Below are 14,518 nucleotides of genomic sequence, written 5' to 3'. Positions count from 1 at the left end.
GGCACCGGGGATGAACATGAAAGCGCTTTTTGCCTGCGTGCCTTTGTAACCATTGTGTGCTTAAGCACAAAAAGCGGGTCATTGTGTCCTTTGTGCCGATATAAAAAATTCTTTGTGGGCCATTGTGCCCATCGTGCCATTGTGGTGAAAATAGTGCCTTCGTACCCTCCGAGCCTTAAAAAGATATATTCAACACAGCAATTCGAAAAAGAAAGTAACTACTATGCCAGCCTATAGGCCGCCGGATTATAGGCCAAGGTGGGATTTCTGGAAGGTACGGGCACACTTCTCGCTGCAAAAATACCTGTAGCGCTTTCCGTCCCCCAGTTTGAAAACGACGATGGCCTTATCGGTCGGCACGTCCCGGCCGCAGACGGGGTCCTTTTCTATCATGCTAAAACCTTTACCTCACCCGTATTTATGACGGCCCCTCGCTTCCGGTGATTATTTCGTCATCCAGGCCCATTTTCATGTATGAACAGGCTGGCGGGAGAGAGCAGCAGTTACCTGAAAAATGCGGCCGCACAACCGGTCGACTGGTACCCGTGGGGCGACGAGGCGTTCGAGAAGGCAAAAAAGGAGAACAAGCCGGTATTGCTTTCCATAGGGGCGGTCTGGTGCCACTGGTGCCACGTCATGGCGCACGAAAGCTGGGAGGACTCCGAGACCGCCCATATGGTCAACGAGCTCTTCGTGCCGGTCAAGGTGGACCGGGACGAGCGCCCCGACCTGGATAAGGCTTACCAAGAGGCGGTCGGGATGCTCACCGGGCAGGGCGGGTGGCCCCTCACAGTATTTTTAACGCCGGAAAAAGAGCCGTTCTACGGAGGAACGTATTTCCCTAAGATATCGATGCACGGCATGCCCTCGTTCATGGAAGTCATGCAGGCCGTGAGCAAGGCTTATAAGAATAATCCCGGGGCCATCAGCCATACGGTATATCAGCTAAAAGAGCTCATGGCGAAAGCCCCTCCGAAAAAAGAGGCCATCGACGAGGAAATGCCTGGTTCCGTGACGGGCGATATCCTCTCGAGCTTCGATACGGCGAACGGCGGCTTTGGGCGAAGCATGAAGTTCCCCTACTCGGAGATCCTGCTGTTCCTGATGCAGCGTTACGAGGATGTCCATGACGGCAGCGTCTGGCACGCCGTGGATAAGACGCTGCGCGGCATGGCAGCCGGCGGCTTCTATGACCAGGTCGGCGGCGGCTTCCATCGCTATGCGGTCGATCCGGCCTGGAAGGTGCCGCACTTCGAGAAGATGCTGAACGATAATGCGCTGCTATTGAGGGTATACTTAAATGCTTACCGGCTATCGGGAGCCGAATATTTCAGGCAGGTGGCGAATGAGACGAACGCCTTTGTGTTCCGCTGCCTTGCCCGGGAGCCGGCCGGGTTCGTGTCTTCCATCGATGCGGACCTGCAGGGTGAAGAAGGGGCGTATTTCACCTGGACTGAGGCGGATATCCGCTCGATATTAGGCGATAGCGCGGACGCGTTCATCCGCGCTTACCACGTCGAGCCGGGCGGTAATTTTGAGGCGCATGGCAAGAATGTACTTTATACTCCCGGTGAACACGACAAGTCCCGCTTCGCCGTGGAAAAGCAGAAGCTGCTGGAAGCCCGGCAAAAGCGCCAGCTGCCGTTCATCGATACGGCTGTCCACGCGGGCTGGACGGCGCTCATGGCCACATCGCTGGCAATGGCATATAATGTTCTCGGAGACATCCGCTGCCTGGATCATGCCACGAAAACCGCCGGATTTTTAATGGATTCCATGTACGTGGATGGCACGCTATTCCGCATCTACACGGACCGCCCGTCTGTGGACGGGTTCCTGGACGATTATGCGTGCACCATCGAGGCGCTCATCGAGCTTTTCCGCACGACACAGCAGCCCCGATACCTGGAATCGGCCGTTCAGCTTCTGGCGGCCTGTGACGAAAAATTCCAGGACCGCGAGAACGGCGGATACTTCTACGTACAGGAAAAAGACCGCACACCGCTCAACATGGACAAGCCAATCGTCGATTTCTCGGTGCCCGCCTCTAACCCCCAGATGGCGCTGAGCCTGATGAAGCTTCATTATTATACAGGTGATCTGGGATACCTCGGCCGGGCGAAAGAACTGCTTGAAATATTTACAGCCGAAGCAGCCATGCACCCGATGGGCTGCGGCACGTACTTCTCGGCGCTCGACTATTACCTGAATAGGCCCCTTGAGGCAGTAGTGGTCGCCGGTCGCGCGGAAGGCGAAGGCCTCGTTCGTCTGATCAATAGTCGTGTCGATAAAGCGGTCGTCCTTCTCGACCATGGACAGGGCCGGAGGCTGCCTGCCTTCGAGGGCAAGGCGATGCTCGACGGAAAGCCCACTGTATACTTTTGCAGTGAAGGAGCATGCGAGGCTCCAATGAGCGACATTAAAAAGGTCAAGGCTTATTTATCGAGGCCATAGCACCGGGCTTCCATGGCCAGGGCGACGTCGTCGGCACGCCGGGACAGCGAGGATACCAGGGGAACTATGACAGCGGCCATGCCCCGGGCCGTGCCGTGGCGGACGCCACGGGCTTCTTGTGCCAGCCTGATGGACGCATATTCTTCGCTGACCATGGGGATGAACGCGAGGGCGAGCATCGTCATCGTGGCGATATCCCGGCCTACACTGGAGCCGGCGAGCCGGTCCAGAGGGCAAAAAGCGCGCTCGATCGTCTTTGTAAGCTCTGCCTCGCCCGTCGTTATAGTTACGGCTGAGCCCGCCAGGTACAGCGGCAGCATCCGAAGGGCCGACAGCGCGGCCAGGTTGATTCCATCGACGGTAATGTTCAATATCCACCATCTGGCCAGGATATCGCCCCCTCCCTGAAGCAGTGCCTGTAGTGCCGAGATGGCGACGATGAAAGGCAGAGCGGGCAGCAGCATCCTGAGCAACCGCACCAGGCTGGCTTTTAGAATGAGGATGAAGAGGGCGACAGCAACGACCGGGATATAAAGCCATGGAATGGGGAGACCAATGATGAGCACGCTCATCATGGCCAGCGCCAGTATCTTAACACTGGCCTTCATTTATCCTCCTGAAGCAGGCCGCGGCCGCCTCCGGCGTTATGTCCCATGGCACATCGGCCCCCATTTTTCTCAGCGTCCTCGCCACTATGAGCGACTCAGGCAACGCAAGCCCCACAGTATCTTCCAGTGTAACCAGCTTCTCCGGCTTATCGTCGAAGATAACCTTTCCCTGGCTCATCACGAGCATGCGGTTGCAGGCAGGCATGAAATGTGCTAAGTCGTGGGATGCGGCGGTGATGGCGGTGCCGTGCCTGTTGAGGCTGACGAGCGCATCGACGATGCGCTCCTTCGTGGCCGGGTCCAGGCCCGCCGTGGGCTCGTCCAGGAATAAATACCGGGGCTTCATGGCGAACACTCCGGCCAGGGCGGCGAGCCTGCGCTGGCCATGGCTCAACGCCCGGGGCCTGCGGCCGAGCAGGCCCGGATCTAATCCCGCGACTTCTGCCGCTTTATATGCCTTTTCCAGCGCCTCGCCCTTTTTAAATCCTGCGTTCACAGGGCCGAATGCGATGTCATCGAGGACCGTATCGGCGAACAGCGCTCTTTCAGGGAACTGTATTGAAAGGGCGGCGCTGCCATCTATCGTGATCCTGCCTTGTGTGGGGCGCATTAAGCCTGAAAGACATTTCAACAGAGTAGACTTGCCGGAGCCGCCGGAGCCGCCCACGAGGATAAATTCAGCATCGCCTATCGTGAGGTCGATGCCGTCGAGGGCACGGGCCTCGCACTGCTCGCCCCGGCGATATAAGTGGCTCACGCCCCGGGCGACTATAGGCATTACCGGGCCGCCTCCACGGGGATTGCTCCCGTATATTTTGCAAGCTGATAGGTATATGGAGGTCTGATGCCAATCCGGGCCATCAGCCCCTCGTCGGAAAAAAGCCTGGCAGGAGGCATATCGGCCACGAGCCGCCCCTCGTGTAGCGCGACGATCCTGCCTGCCAGGAGCGCTTCCTCCATGTCGTGCGTGATGATGATAACGCCGATGCCGCTTTTCTTCAGGCCCCGGACTGCATCGCGGACCATCCGGCAGCCAGGGCCGTCGAGGAGCGCCGTGGGCTCGTCGAGTATGGTGTAGGACGGCCTCATCGCAAGTACGCCCGCGATGGCCAGCAGCTGCTTCTGGCCCCCGGACAAGCATGAGACCCCGATCCCCGCCCGCCCATCGAGTCCGACTCGCGCGAGAGACTCGCTCACTCTTCTTTTGATCTCCTCGTCGGGCAATCCCAGGTTCTGCGGGCCGAAGGCGACGTCATCCCAGACATGGCGTGCGACTGTCTGGCTTTCGGGGTCCTGAAAGACCATGCCGACTGTCTTACGGGCAAACATCGGGTCGTTCTTCGTGTTGACGCCGTCCACGAGACAATTGCCCTCGGCCGGCGTAAGCAGGGAGTTCATGATCATGGCAAGGGTAGTCTTGCCGGAGGCGTTAGGGCCGATAATGGCCAAATGCTCGCCCCGCTCTATCGTAAAGGAAATATGGTCCAGCGCCTTGCAGGCACCGTAGGAAAAGGATACATCCCGTAAGGAGATCAAAATGTGGCCTCACTGTCGAAGTTCAGCTTTGTGGCCACGAATGCAGCGACGGCGATCTTAATCAGGTCTCCCGGTATAAAGGCAAGCATGCCGGCCACAAACGCCGTTTTGGCGGGCATGTGCAGTATGAGGCATAGCTGCGCCAGGCCGCAGGCATATATTACGAGCGTCCCGGCGGCCATCGCCATCATGTACCATAAAAGGCCGGGCTTTTTACGGGTCTTAACGATGAGGCCGGTGACGACGGCGCAGAGCACGAAGCCGACGAGATATCCTCCTGTGGGACCGGCAAGCGTCCCCAGCCCAGACTGACCGCGCGCGAAGACTGGCAGGCCCATAAAGCCGAGAAGCAGGTATACGGCCATCGACAGCCCGCCGAAGTATGCGCCCAGTGTGCCCCCGGACAGTATCACGAAAAAAGTCTGGAGCGTGATGGGCACATAGGGCAGCGGTATGGCGACCCATGCCGATACGGCCGTCAGCGCCGCAAAGAGCGCCGCATATACGAGCTTTTTCACGCGTTGAGAATCTTTCGCTAACCCCGAAGGCATTGTAAACCTGAAAAATCACATGGTTTACAACTATTTATATCTTTCTTGCGCCCCGCAGGTGCTTACAGTCGCCCGAGACGATCTTCCGGATCGAGCCGTCGCCAGTCTTCACGAGCAGCGAGCCGTCCTCGTCCACGTCCTGTGCCAGGCCGGTGATCACCTCGTCCTGGTAGGTGACCTCGACCGGGCGGCCGAGCGTGTCCGAATAGCGCCTCCAGCTCCATAAGATGGGAGTGAAGCCCTTGTCCTTGAAGGCCAGATAGTCCTCTTCCAGCGTCTCCAGGAGCGACTGCGTGAACTTTACCCGGTCTATTTCCCGGCCCAGCTCGGCCTTCATGGTCGTGGCCGTCTCCAGCGGGACGTCGTTGTTCACGTTCACGCCTATTCCCAGGATGATAAAATTGACGATGTCGGTCTCCGCGCTCATCTCCGTGAGGATGCCGCAGATCTTCTTACCGTTGACGAGAACGTCGTTGGGCCACTTGATGACGGCCTCCAGGCCGGCGCCCCGCAGCGCCTTCGTGACCGACACGGCGGCCAGGAGCGTGATGCTCGGGGCGTGCATGGGGTCGATGGCAGGCTTCAGGATAACCGACATCCACAGGCCCCCTGGCTTCGTGATCCACTTGCGGCCGAGCCTTCCCTTGCCCCGGGACTGGGTTTCGGCGATGACCACCGTGCCCTCCTCGACGCCCCGCTCCGCCACCTGCCTGGCCACGACGTTGGTCGAGCCCGTCGAGTTCAGGTGGATGACTTTCCGGCCCAGCAGCTTCGTCTGCAGGCCGTAGCGGACTTCGGAGGGATAGAGCTTATCGGGCAAACTAATGAGCTTGTACCCTTTACCCTGGGCGATGTCCACGCCATAGCCCTCTTTGATGAGCGTGTGGATGTGCTTCCAGACGGCGGCGCGGGATATGCCCAGCTTCTCCGCCAGGGCCTCGCCGGAAACGTAATCGCCGGCCTCGCGCAAGATGTTCAGTATCTCTTCCTTGGTCATCCCATAAAACAGTAGCCTCGATATTTGATAAATATAGCGTTTATAATCAGCGCCTAAGCCACCCGAAGCATCATAAGCGTGCTCTAAGCGTTTTCAGCCACGAAGCGACTCTAAGCGGGCCTGAAGCGACACGAAGACATTATTAAATATTTTTGCTGCGTTCTGCGTTGAATATTGATAGGTCATTGTATAGCAAGTAGTCATATTTTTATCATTTGCGTAATAGCCAAATTTATCGATAGCTTCCGATTATCTTTTTCAATTTTTATGCTTTGTTGTATATGCCCTTTTAAGTCTCGGAGTGTACGGAGGCACTATTTTTCACCACAAAGGCACGAAGAGCACGGAGGCCCACAAAGTCTTTTTTATAATTAAGAGACAAAGGGCACAGAGCCGCTTTTTGAACTTATAAGATACAGGATATGAAGGCATAGGGGTAAAAAGTGCCCTTGTTCATTCCACTGTGCCCTTGTATCCTTCGTGCCCTGATCGCCAATGAACCGGCTTTGTGTTCTTTGTAACTTAATCTAAAAAGAAAACTTTGTGGGCCTCCGTGCTCTTCGTGCCTTTGTGGTGAAAATAGTGCCCTCAGTGCCCTTAAAAAACTTAAAATACGGGAGAAATTCAACACAGCAAATATTTTAAAATAAGTTGGTGCCGCCTGGTCTAAACTCCGTGACGCTTGGTGATATAAAATAATATTGGTGCAACCTGGTGTAAGCTTGGTGTGGTTGAAACCATATGCTTATAAGTGGCACCAAGGTTACAACAGGCCTCACGGAATTTTTTTATTAGTCACCAATTACACCAAGGTTATACCAGGCGGCACTAATGATTTTAAATTATATATTAATATCTTCGTGCTGCTTCAGGCCCGCTTAGAGTCGCTTCGTGGCTGAAAACTCTTTGAGCATTCTTATTATGCTTCGAGGGGTTAAATCTGCCAGCGGGCGTTTCGGACCTTGCTTTTCTCCCGGTAATAGAAGCCCGCGGCGAGCCCGAAGGCCAGCCCCGTCAGGTGGGCGATGTGCGCCACTCCGTCTGACGTGCCCGTGAGCACGGGGTACAGGTCGAGGACGGCGAACAGGATGGTGACGTAGACCATCTTGAGGGGCACGAAGTACAGGATGACCTTGAGGTCGGGCATGAGGACGGTCAGGACGCCGAGCACGCCGAAGATGGCGCCGCTCGCGCCAAGGACGGCGGAGCCCGGGAACACTAAGACCTGGGCCAGGCCGGCGACGATGCCGGTGCCGAAGTAGATTCCCAGGAATCGGCCGCTGCCGATGCGGCGCTCAAGCAGCGGGCCGAAGAAGAAAAGCGCGAGCATGTTGAAGAACAGGTGCATGAGGCTGGCGTGCAGGAATATGCTCGTGACCACGCTCCAGGGATGAGACAGCAGGGTCGATGCGCTCAGGATAAATACGTCCGTCAGCTTCGGAAAGAGAAGCTGTAAAACGTAAACGATGACCGTTATGGCGATGATGGCGTACGCATAAAAGCCCGAATAGGGAAGAGAAAAAACGGAGGCTTTAAGCACGCTCTTACGCCGCACGGGAGCCTTTGATTCTATGGGGCGGCGTTCCCGGAGCATCTGTAGCCCTGAACAATTATGGCTTTCGGGCAGGCGGTGGGCCCCGCAGAAAGTGCCACCGCAATATTTACACTTGAACGGCAGTAATTCGTAAGCGCCGCATATGTCACATCGGTTATCTGGCATCCAGAACATACTTGTGGCGCGTATGTATAAAAAGGTTAGTCGGCCATAAAAAAGGTCATCGAGGCATCCGCCTGATGCATTCAGCGCCGGCGGCATTTAACTTTTAATGTATGGGCGGCCCATGGATAATTACCCGCTTATTCGGGCTTATCTAAAGCTTAAAGGGCTGTAACAAAAGCAAATTGTCGCATACCATAAAATAAATGCCCCTTTAACGATTTCAAGGCCATTTTACTATTTTATATCATAAAAAAGCCCTCAGAGCATTTTTTCATATGGTAATTATTATAATAATCCGGCGGGATTGTTCTATGAAAGGAAGTGTAGTTATGAAAATGGCATACAGGATATTATCGGCAGTCATCGTACTGCTTACTATGGCGCTCATCGCGCCGGCAGCGGCCGCCCAGTTCGGCTGCGGCATCGGCCCGGCGGCCTGTGGAGGCCCCGTCGCCTATGGCGCGCCCCAGGACTGCATAGCGACCATATCGTGCAACGTCCCGGTCACCACCCAGGTGCCGGTCATGACCACCACCTGCGTCCCGCAGACGGTTCCCGTAACCGTGCCGGTCCAGGATGTAACGACCTGCGTCGTACCGCGCGTCGTCGTGGTGCCGGAGACAGTGCCCGTGCCCTTTGTCAGGCCCGAAATGAGCAGCATGACCGTTCCGGTAACGGTGCCGGTCCAGAGCTCGATGCCTGTTACCTCGCTGATACCGCAGGTCTATACCGTGCCTCTTGGCTGCGAAGCGGGCGCGCCGGTGGCCGCGAACGCCCCGATGGGCGGCCTGTCCAAGGGCTCGAACATGGGCCTCGGGAAGGGGATTGGCTCTAACATCGGCGGCATGGGCAAAGGCCTTGGCGGCATGGGCATGGAAGGCTATGGCGCCGGAATGGGCGGCTATGGCGGCATGGGCATGGGCGGATATTGAGATCCGGAGCCGTGTAACAACATCCGGTATGGTGGCGGGTATTTCACCTCCGAATTAAGAGAGCCCGTTACCAACCCCTATTTGACCAAAGGTTGGGAAATGCGGCTTCCCGCAGCGGGAAGCCGCTAAAAACCTCACGCATCCGTTTTTCCTGCTCATCGAAATGTTTTAGTACTGAATGGTTCATTTAAGGCTCGGGATATCATGAGGATCGTCATCAAAGTCGGTGGCTCAGCCATTGCCCCGAGCCTGGAGGCGAAGCGTTTCAGCGATTACGCGAAGGTCATCCGGTCGCTGGCAAAGGAACATACTGTTCTGGTGGTCGTCGGGGGCGGCACGCCCGCGAGGGAATACATCAACGTCACGAAGGAATTGAAGGCGAGCAACGCCATGAGGGACCTCATCGGCATCGGCGTGTCGAGGCTTAACGCCCGCCTGCTCATTTCGGCCATGAACGACGCCGCTTATCCCGAGCCTCCCAGGGATTACCAGGAGGCCAACCTTGCCATGTATTCCGGCAAGATCGTCATCATGGGAGGCGTGCAGCCCGGCCAGACGACCGATGCCGTTGCGGCCATCCTCGCGGAATATGTCCATGCGGACCTTTTGATCAGGACGACTTCCGTGGACGGCGTCTATACGGCCGACCCGAAGGTGGACAAGAATGCGAAGAAGATCGAGCACATGACGCCCCAGCAGTTGCTCGAGCTCGTCGCAAAAATGGAGATGACCGCAGGCGCGAACAACATCTTCGACATGCTGGGCGCCCAGATCGTGAAGCGGTCGCACATCCCGATGGTCGTCATCAACGGGGACGACCCGAATAATATCATCGTGGCCGTGAAAGGCAAAAAGATCGGAACGCTCATAAAATGACGAAAAATATCAAGATCCTCGGCTGCGGCAATATGCTCATGGGCGACGACGGCGTGGGCATACGCGTCATCGAGCGCCTGCAGGAAATGAAATTACCCGAAAACGTCGAGATCATCGACGCCGGCGTGGGCGGCATGGCCATCCTGAGCTGGATCGAGGACGCCGACAAAGTGATCATCGTAGACGCCGTGCAGACGGGAAATGAGCCGCCCGGAACTGTCTACGAGTTCACGGATAAGGAGCTGCCTCCTTCGGACATGTTCATGCTCTCGCTGCACGACCTGAACCTCGTCGACACGATCAACGTGGGCCGGGTCGTCCAGAAGATGCCCGACGTCATAGTAATAATCGGCGTGGAGGTCAAGAGAGTGGCCGAATTTACGAAGGATCTCACGCCCGAGGTCGAAGGCGCCATACCCGAAGTCCTCGACCTGGTGCTTAAAGAGCTCAAATAAGCCTTTTTCTTCTATAAGTTTTATTAGCCCGTCCATAAATATCCACTATTGATGCCCCAATTCTATAAGGTCGTATTTAATGCGGAGGAGCTGGACGCGATCAGGCGTGCCTGCGATGCGCAATCGGGCCGCGAGGACCGCCTGCTGGATGAGGCCGCAGGAGGCTCCCTGGAAGCCGCAGTCGTCCAGGAGAGCCGGGCGGACGACATGCTGCTCATAAAAAGTACCGTTTCTATTTTCAAGCCCGGGCAAACCATCCTGATCACAGCGGATGACCTGGAGACGATTAAAAAATGTCTTAAGGATCACGCCCCGTCTGGCGCCGGGAAAAGCGCTATAAAAAAGATCGACGACTCCCTGTCTAATGTGGCAGAAAGGCGATGACCTCGAAGGCGATCAGTAGTATGACGACGACCTCGGTGATCAGCGCGATCTTGCTGTAGGAGAGCTCCTGCGCCGTCGAGTAGAGATCCTCTAAGGCATCTATTTTCTGCGTGACGATGCTCTCGTATTCCCTGACCTTGATGAGGCGGATGATGTGCTCGTAGGTGCCCTGGTAGTACCAGTCGGACGTGACCTTAAGGGGGTTCATCAGGTCCTCGAGGTTATCCAGGATGTCCAGCTTGATCTCGCTTACCTTGAGCAGTGCTTTTTCCAGTCGGCGTGTGGAGTGGCTGAAGAGCTGCCCGAACATCGACTGAGTCTGAAAGTTCTTGATGGCCTTAAAGGCCTCGCTGATCTCGGCGTCCATCTTCCAGTCGTATATCTGATACAGGAACGCCAGCGCCAGGCCCAGCTCCAGGTAATGGCGGAGGTCGATAAAATAATCGTCGCAGCCCTTGACAAAGGCCGCCTCATATGAGACCAGGAACAGGTCCTCATCGTAATACGAGATATCGTGAGACAGCTTATCTGCGATCTCCTTGCCATGGAGCCTGCGGGCCGTGGACTCGCCCGAAAGGAACCGGGTGATGTCGGCGCCGTACTGGACCTTGAGCTCGCCCTGGTCGAGCGGGGGAGTGTACTGGTCAAGCCTGAGCATGCTGTATTTACGAGTCGGGCTATAATATATCCTGGACTTCGTGTAGGCCTTGAGCTGTTCCCGGATATCGCCAATCTTCCGGCCGACGTACGCGTTCAGGTCAAGGCCGTCGAGGAATATGCCGTTGGAGTGCATGGCGTTGATGATCTCCTGGACGAGCATGCCCTCCGGTACCTCGAACTCGACCCGGACGATGCCGACGCCCATGGCGTAGATGTCCGCCTGGGCCATGACGTTGCAGATCTTATTTTTGTCCGACACGATGAGGCCTGTCATCTGCCCGGGCGCCGTCTCGATGGGCTTGCTGTACTCGGGCCCGGCCTGCACTTTGAAAATATTCGAAAGCGTGGCCTTGTCCACTTCTCCGCCGGTGTCGAAGACGACGAAAAAGATGAGCTTACCCTTATTAATGGCCAGGCTCTCGTTCGCTTGAGCCAAAATTATCAATCTTCCCTTTATAGTCCAGACTCTAATATAATCAAGTATGGTAAATAGCTTTTTGTGAAGGTTATTTTTATGGGCTCCGCGGGCTAAAGGATAGCTGGAGGGCGAGCGATGCTGCCCATCACAGACGACCATATGCACATTAACCTGAAAGGCGGCCGGGGCATGGACGCCATCAGGGAGTTCAAGAACGCCGGTGGCACGCACGTCTTTATCGTTTCGCTGCCGGCAGGCGAGCTGGGGCTGACGATCGCGAAGGGCGAGGACTTCAGGGCGGTATTCGACGACACCGTCGAGGCCGTAAGGCGGGCGAACGAGCTCGTCAAAGCCTATGCAGTCGTGGGCGTCCACCCTGCGGAATACATCGGCCTGGCGGAGTCTCTGGGCAGGGAGCGGGCTTATGCCATCGTTAAGGAAGGGCTGGAGATCGCCGCGAAATACGTGGCCGAAGGCAGGGCCGTGGCCATCAAGAGCGGCCGGCCGCATTATCCCGTTTCCCCCGAGCTATGGGAGACTTCGAACGCGCTGATGCGCTATGCCATGGGCCTATGCCTTGACGAGGACTGCGCCATTCAGCTCCATACGGAGAGCGAGCCGGGCACCATGGAGAGCATCTCGGAGATCGCTAAGCAGGCCCGCATGGAGCCCCATAAAGTTATAAAGCACTTCTCTCCGCCGCTGGTCCGGGAATGCGAGTCCCTGAACGTCTTCCCATCGGTCATCTGTTCCCGGGGAGCGCTCGAGGAAGCGCTCTCGCAGGGCACGCGGTTCATGATGGAGACGGACTATATCGACGATCCCGACAGGCCGGGCGCCGTGCTAGGGCCGAAGACCGTTCCCCGGAAGACCAAAGAGGCCATAAGCAACGGCGTGCCCGAAGAGACCTTTTATAAGATACATAAGGACAACCCGGAAAAGTCGTATGGGATAAAAATAGAATTGTAAAAGAAAAAAGTTTAGTGCTCGCGCACTGCGAAGGCGCGGGTACCGTCGACCTTATTGATCTTGGCCTTGACGATCTCGCCCGGCCGGGCACCGTTCACGAAGATAGTGAACTTGTCGACCTTGGCGATGCCGTCGCCCTTCTTGCCGGTGGTCTCGATCTTGAGCTCGTAGGTCTTGCCCTCTTCGATGGCTGCCGCGGGCTTCTCGGTTATGGTACGGGACCGGCGCTTCTGGATGGACCGCTGGGCGCCGCAGGCGTCGCACTTCAGCGTCGTGACGCGGTCGTACTTGATGAGCTTGGTGTCCGGCCTGCCGCATTCGGCGCACTTGACGTACTCGGCGACATAATCGTTTACCAGCGCGTTGATGGCGTCCGAAGTAAAGTGGCCCTGAAGAATCATGCGATTACCCTCGACCTTGCCGGCCGTGCCGAGCTCGCGGAGGATGAACTTGCCGAAATGCTCGGTATCGCGGTTAAGCTTCTCCCGGATTTCCTCGTAGTTCTCCCAGACGGTAGTGCGGCCCTCCGCAAAGACCTTCGGCCGGGGCACCTGGAAGCGCTCGCCGCTCAGTTCAAGCTGGGGCGTCTTCGAGACGGCCCGGTTTAATAAAGCATCGTAATTATCCATTGTTACACTTCTATAGCGCGATTTAATAGTCCTATCCGCATCATCTTTAATAAGGTTTTGGTACTGTTGCTGGCGAAAAGCGGCCGCTTTGCCGCTTATTCAAAAATAGCAATCTGATTTGCTGCTTAAGTTTAGAACAGAAATAGAAAAGAGACGGGCAAAATGCCCTTTTATGTTTACTTTACCAGCTCAGCGCCCTTCTCGACGACCAGCCTGTGCGGGGTGGGCAGCTTGTGGCCGGCCCTGCGCAGCGCTTCTTTTGCCTTCTCGAAGTTCGCCTTGTTGGTGTAAATGGTAAAGACGCCCTGGCCGCTGTATACGCGGGCCGCGGTGCCGACGGCCTTGCCGAAAGCCCTGCGCATGCCATCCGAGACACGGTCTGCGCCGGCGCCGGTGGCCTGCTTGTTCTCCCTGAGGACCTGGTGGGGGTAGACCCTTACCTTGAACCTGTAATCCTGCTTGCCCACGTCGCTCATCAGGTACCTGTTAGCAGAAATACGGGCCGCCTCGAGGGCGTCGTGCCGGATCTGGCACGTCTCGTTGACGACTAGCGTGACCGCTATTGGCAACTCGTCCGTGAGGTTGCCCATATCGAACTGGGTGACCTTAACGCCTGGCACACCGCCCATGTACTCTCTCCTGGTGTAGGCCGGGCCTGAGAAGTTCTTATACATCCTTCCTGGTTTTCTCGCCATGATCAATTCTCCTGTTAAAGTGAAAAGACGAAGTTCTTAAACGCCTTTGTGTCTTATAAACTTTACGACTTGATGATGTCGCTCATTGTCGAGAGCATGTACTTGATGCGGTCGATGGTCTGCTTGTCCTCTTCCAGCTTTCCGCTGATGGAGGTCTCGAACTCCTTCTGGGCCTTCTTCATGGAGACGAGGATGTCGCTCATCTCCTGGTAGGCGTTGTCGCTGGCCTGCCTTATGCCGGCCTCGCTCGCGTCCGCTTTGCTCGTTATTTCGGCGCTCCGGGCGTTGAAGATCTCCTCCTGCGCCCTGGCGAAGGTTATAAGCTCCCTGTTTCTCTGCTCCAGCGCGGCCACCTCATCCTCGACGCGCTTCAGCAGGTCGTTGTACTTCGTGTCGAACGAGCTCTCCCATTCCTCGATACGCTTCTGGGTCGCAGCGCCCTTCTTGCCGATTGACGCCTCGAGCTCCCTCAGGCTCTCGGCCTGCTCGCTCATGGCCTTCGTCACTGCCTCCGCCTCCGCTATCTGCGCTTTTACGTCCTTAAGTGTGGCTAGCAGCCTGAGCTCGTCCTCCGCGTAGTCTAGCGTGCCGGCGTTGCCCCGGCGCTCGTAGGCGTTGAGGGCCGCCCGGTCCC

General features: G+C 56.7%; 17 protein-coding genes. 6 read left to right on the top strand and 11 right to left on the bottom strand.

What is annotated here, in order from left to right; translation table 11 throughout:
• Positions 1-246: 246 nt before the first annotated feature.
• Entirely contained in the window at positions 247-393 is a 147-nt protein-coding gene (locus tag VMC84_RS08900; protein ID WP_325379772.1) for a hypothetical protein, read from the bottom strand.
• An 81-nt stretch (positions 394-474) separates the two neighbouring features.
• Between VMC84_RS08900 and VMC84_RS08895 the strand changes: the two genes are divergently transcribed.
• Entirely contained in the window at positions 475-2,454 is a 1,980-nt protein-coding gene (locus VMC84_RS08895) for a thioredoxin domain-containing protein (RefSeq protein WP_325379770.1), read from the top strand.
• On the opposite strand, the gene VMC84_RS08890 is transcribed toward VMC84_RS08895, so the two are convergent.
• The 6 genes from VMC84_RS08890 to VMC84_RS08865 form a co-directional block, all read right to left on the bottom strand.
• Positions 2,436-3,062, bottom strand: a complete 627-nt coding sequence (locus tag VMC84_RS08890) for an energy-coupling factor transporter transmembrane component T (RefSeq protein ID WP_325379768.1) — start codon at positions 3,060-3,062, stop codon at positions 2,436-2,438. The two genes, VMC84_RS08895 and VMC84_RS08890, sit on opposite strands and share 19 nt — an antisense overlap.
• A complete protein-coding gene (locus VMC84_RS08885; RefSeq protein WP_325379766.1) occupies positions 3,046-3,840 on the bottom strand; it encodes an ATP-binding cassette domain-containing protein in 795 nt (264 codons plus the stop codon). The genes VMC84_RS08890 and VMC84_RS08885 overlap by 17 nt, the downstream gene beginning before the upstream one ends.
• Positions 3,840-4,598, bottom strand: a complete 759-nt coding sequence (locus VMC84_RS08880; RefSeq protein ID WP_325379764.1) for an energy-coupling factor ABC transporter ATP-binding protein — start codon at positions 4,596-4,598, stop codon at positions 3,840-3,842. The genes VMC84_RS08885 and VMC84_RS08880 overlap by 1 nt, the downstream gene beginning before the upstream one ends.
• Complete coding sequence (locus VMC84_RS08875) at positions 4,595-5,149, bottom strand: biotin transporter BioY (protein WP_325379762.1); 555 nt, start codon at positions 5,147-5,149, stop codon at positions 4,595-4,597. Before VMC84_RS08875 ends, VMC84_RS08880 begins: the two co-directional genes overlap by 4 nt.
• Positions 5,150-5,183: 34 nt before the next feature.
• Complete coding sequence (locus VMC84_RS08870) at positions 5,184-6,146, bottom strand: biotin--[acetyl-CoA-carboxylase] ligase (RefSeq protein WP_325379760.1); 963 nt, start codon at positions 6,144-6,146, stop codon at positions 5,184-5,186.
• A 934-nt stretch (positions 6,147-7,080) separates the two neighbouring features.
• Positions 7,081-7,866 (bottom strand): rhomboid family intramembrane serine protease, encoded by a 786-nt coding sequence (locus VMC84_RS08865; protein WP_325379758.1) that lies wholly within the window; start codon positions 7,864-7,866, stop codon positions 7,081-7,083.
• 329 nt (positions 7,867-8,195) lie between these two features.
• On the opposite strand from VMC84_RS08865, the gene VMC84_RS08860 reads away from it, so the two are divergent.
• The 4 genes from VMC84_RS08860 to VMC84_RS08845 all read left to right on the top strand — a co-directional run bounded on the left by VMC84_RS08860 (position 8,196) and on the right by VMC84_RS08845 (position 10,513).
• Entirely contained in the window at positions 8,196-8,798 is a 603-nt protein-coding gene (locus tag VMC84_RS08860) for a hypothetical protein (protein ID WP_325379756.1), read from the top strand.
• Positions 8,799-9,002: 204 nt separating this feature from the next.
• Positions 9,003-9,674, top strand: coding sequence for a UMP kinase (gene pyrH / locus VMC84_RS08855; RefSeq protein ID WP_325379754.1), 672 nt, complete (start codon positions 9,003-9,005; stop codon positions 9,672-9,674).
• Positions 9,671-10,129 carry a hydrogenase maturation protease gene (locus tag VMC84_RS08850; protein WP_325379752.1) on the top strand — a complete coding sequence of 153 codons (459 nt, stop codon included), beginning with the start codon at positions 9,671-9,673 and terminating at the stop codon, positions 10,127-10,129. Before pyrH ends, VMC84_RS08850 begins: the two co-directional genes overlap by 4 nt.
• A 51-nt stretch (positions 10,130-10,180) precedes the next feature.
• Positions 10,181-10,513 (top strand): hypothetical protein, encoded by a 333-nt coding sequence (locus VMC84_RS08845; RefSeq protein WP_325379750.1) that lies wholly within the window; start codon positions 10,181-10,183, stop codon positions 10,511-10,513.
• Here the strand turns inward: VMC84_RS08845 and VMC84_RS08840 are convergent.
• Positions 10,491-11,609: a hypothetical protein gene (locus VMC84_RS08840; protein WP_325379748.1), complete on the bottom strand. Its 1,119-nt coding sequence runs from the start codon at positions 11,607-11,609 to the stop codon at positions 10,491-10,493. The genes VMC84_RS08845 and VMC84_RS08840 overlap by 23 nt on opposite strands.
• Before the next feature lie 117 nt (positions 11,610-11,726).
• Between VMC84_RS08840 and VMC84_RS08835 the strand changes: the two genes are divergently transcribed.
• Positions 11,727-12,560, top strand: a complete 834-nt coding sequence (locus VMC84_RS08835; RefSeq protein WP_325379746.1) for a TatD family hydrolase — start codon at positions 11,727-11,729, stop codon at positions 12,558-12,560.
• An 11-nt stretch (positions 12,561-12,571) separates the two neighbouring features.
• Here VMC84_RS08835 and VMC84_RS08830 read toward each other — a convergent pair whose 3' ends face one another.
• From VMC84_RS08830 to VMC84_RS08820, 3 genes are all read right to left on the bottom strand, one after another.
• Positions 12,572-13,189, bottom strand: coding sequence for a translation initiation factor IF-2 subunit beta (locus VMC84_RS08830; protein WP_325379744.1), 618 nt, complete (start codon positions 13,187-13,189; stop codon positions 12,572-12,574).
• Between the two features lie 176 nt (positions 13,190-13,365).
• On the bottom strand, positions 13,366-13,884 hold the full coding sequence (locus VMC84_RS08825; RefSeq protein ID WP_325379742.1) for a 50S ribosomal protein L16: 519 nt from the start codon (positions 13,882-13,884) through the stop codon (positions 13,366-13,368).
• A gap of 62 nt (positions 13,885-13,946) precedes the next feature.
• A partial coding sequence (locus VMC84_RS08820; protein WP_325379740.1) for a hypothetical protein occupies positions 13,947-14,518 on the bottom strand: 572 nt, incomplete at its 5' end.

This window comes from Methanocella sp., from assembly GCF_035506375.1.
Classification (GTDB): domain Archaea; phylum Halobacteriota; class Methanocellia; order Methanocellales; family Methanocellaceae; genus Methanocella.
The sequence above is the reverse complement of the archived record's forward strand: the minus strand, read 5'-3'. Positions and strand labels throughout refer to the sequence as shown.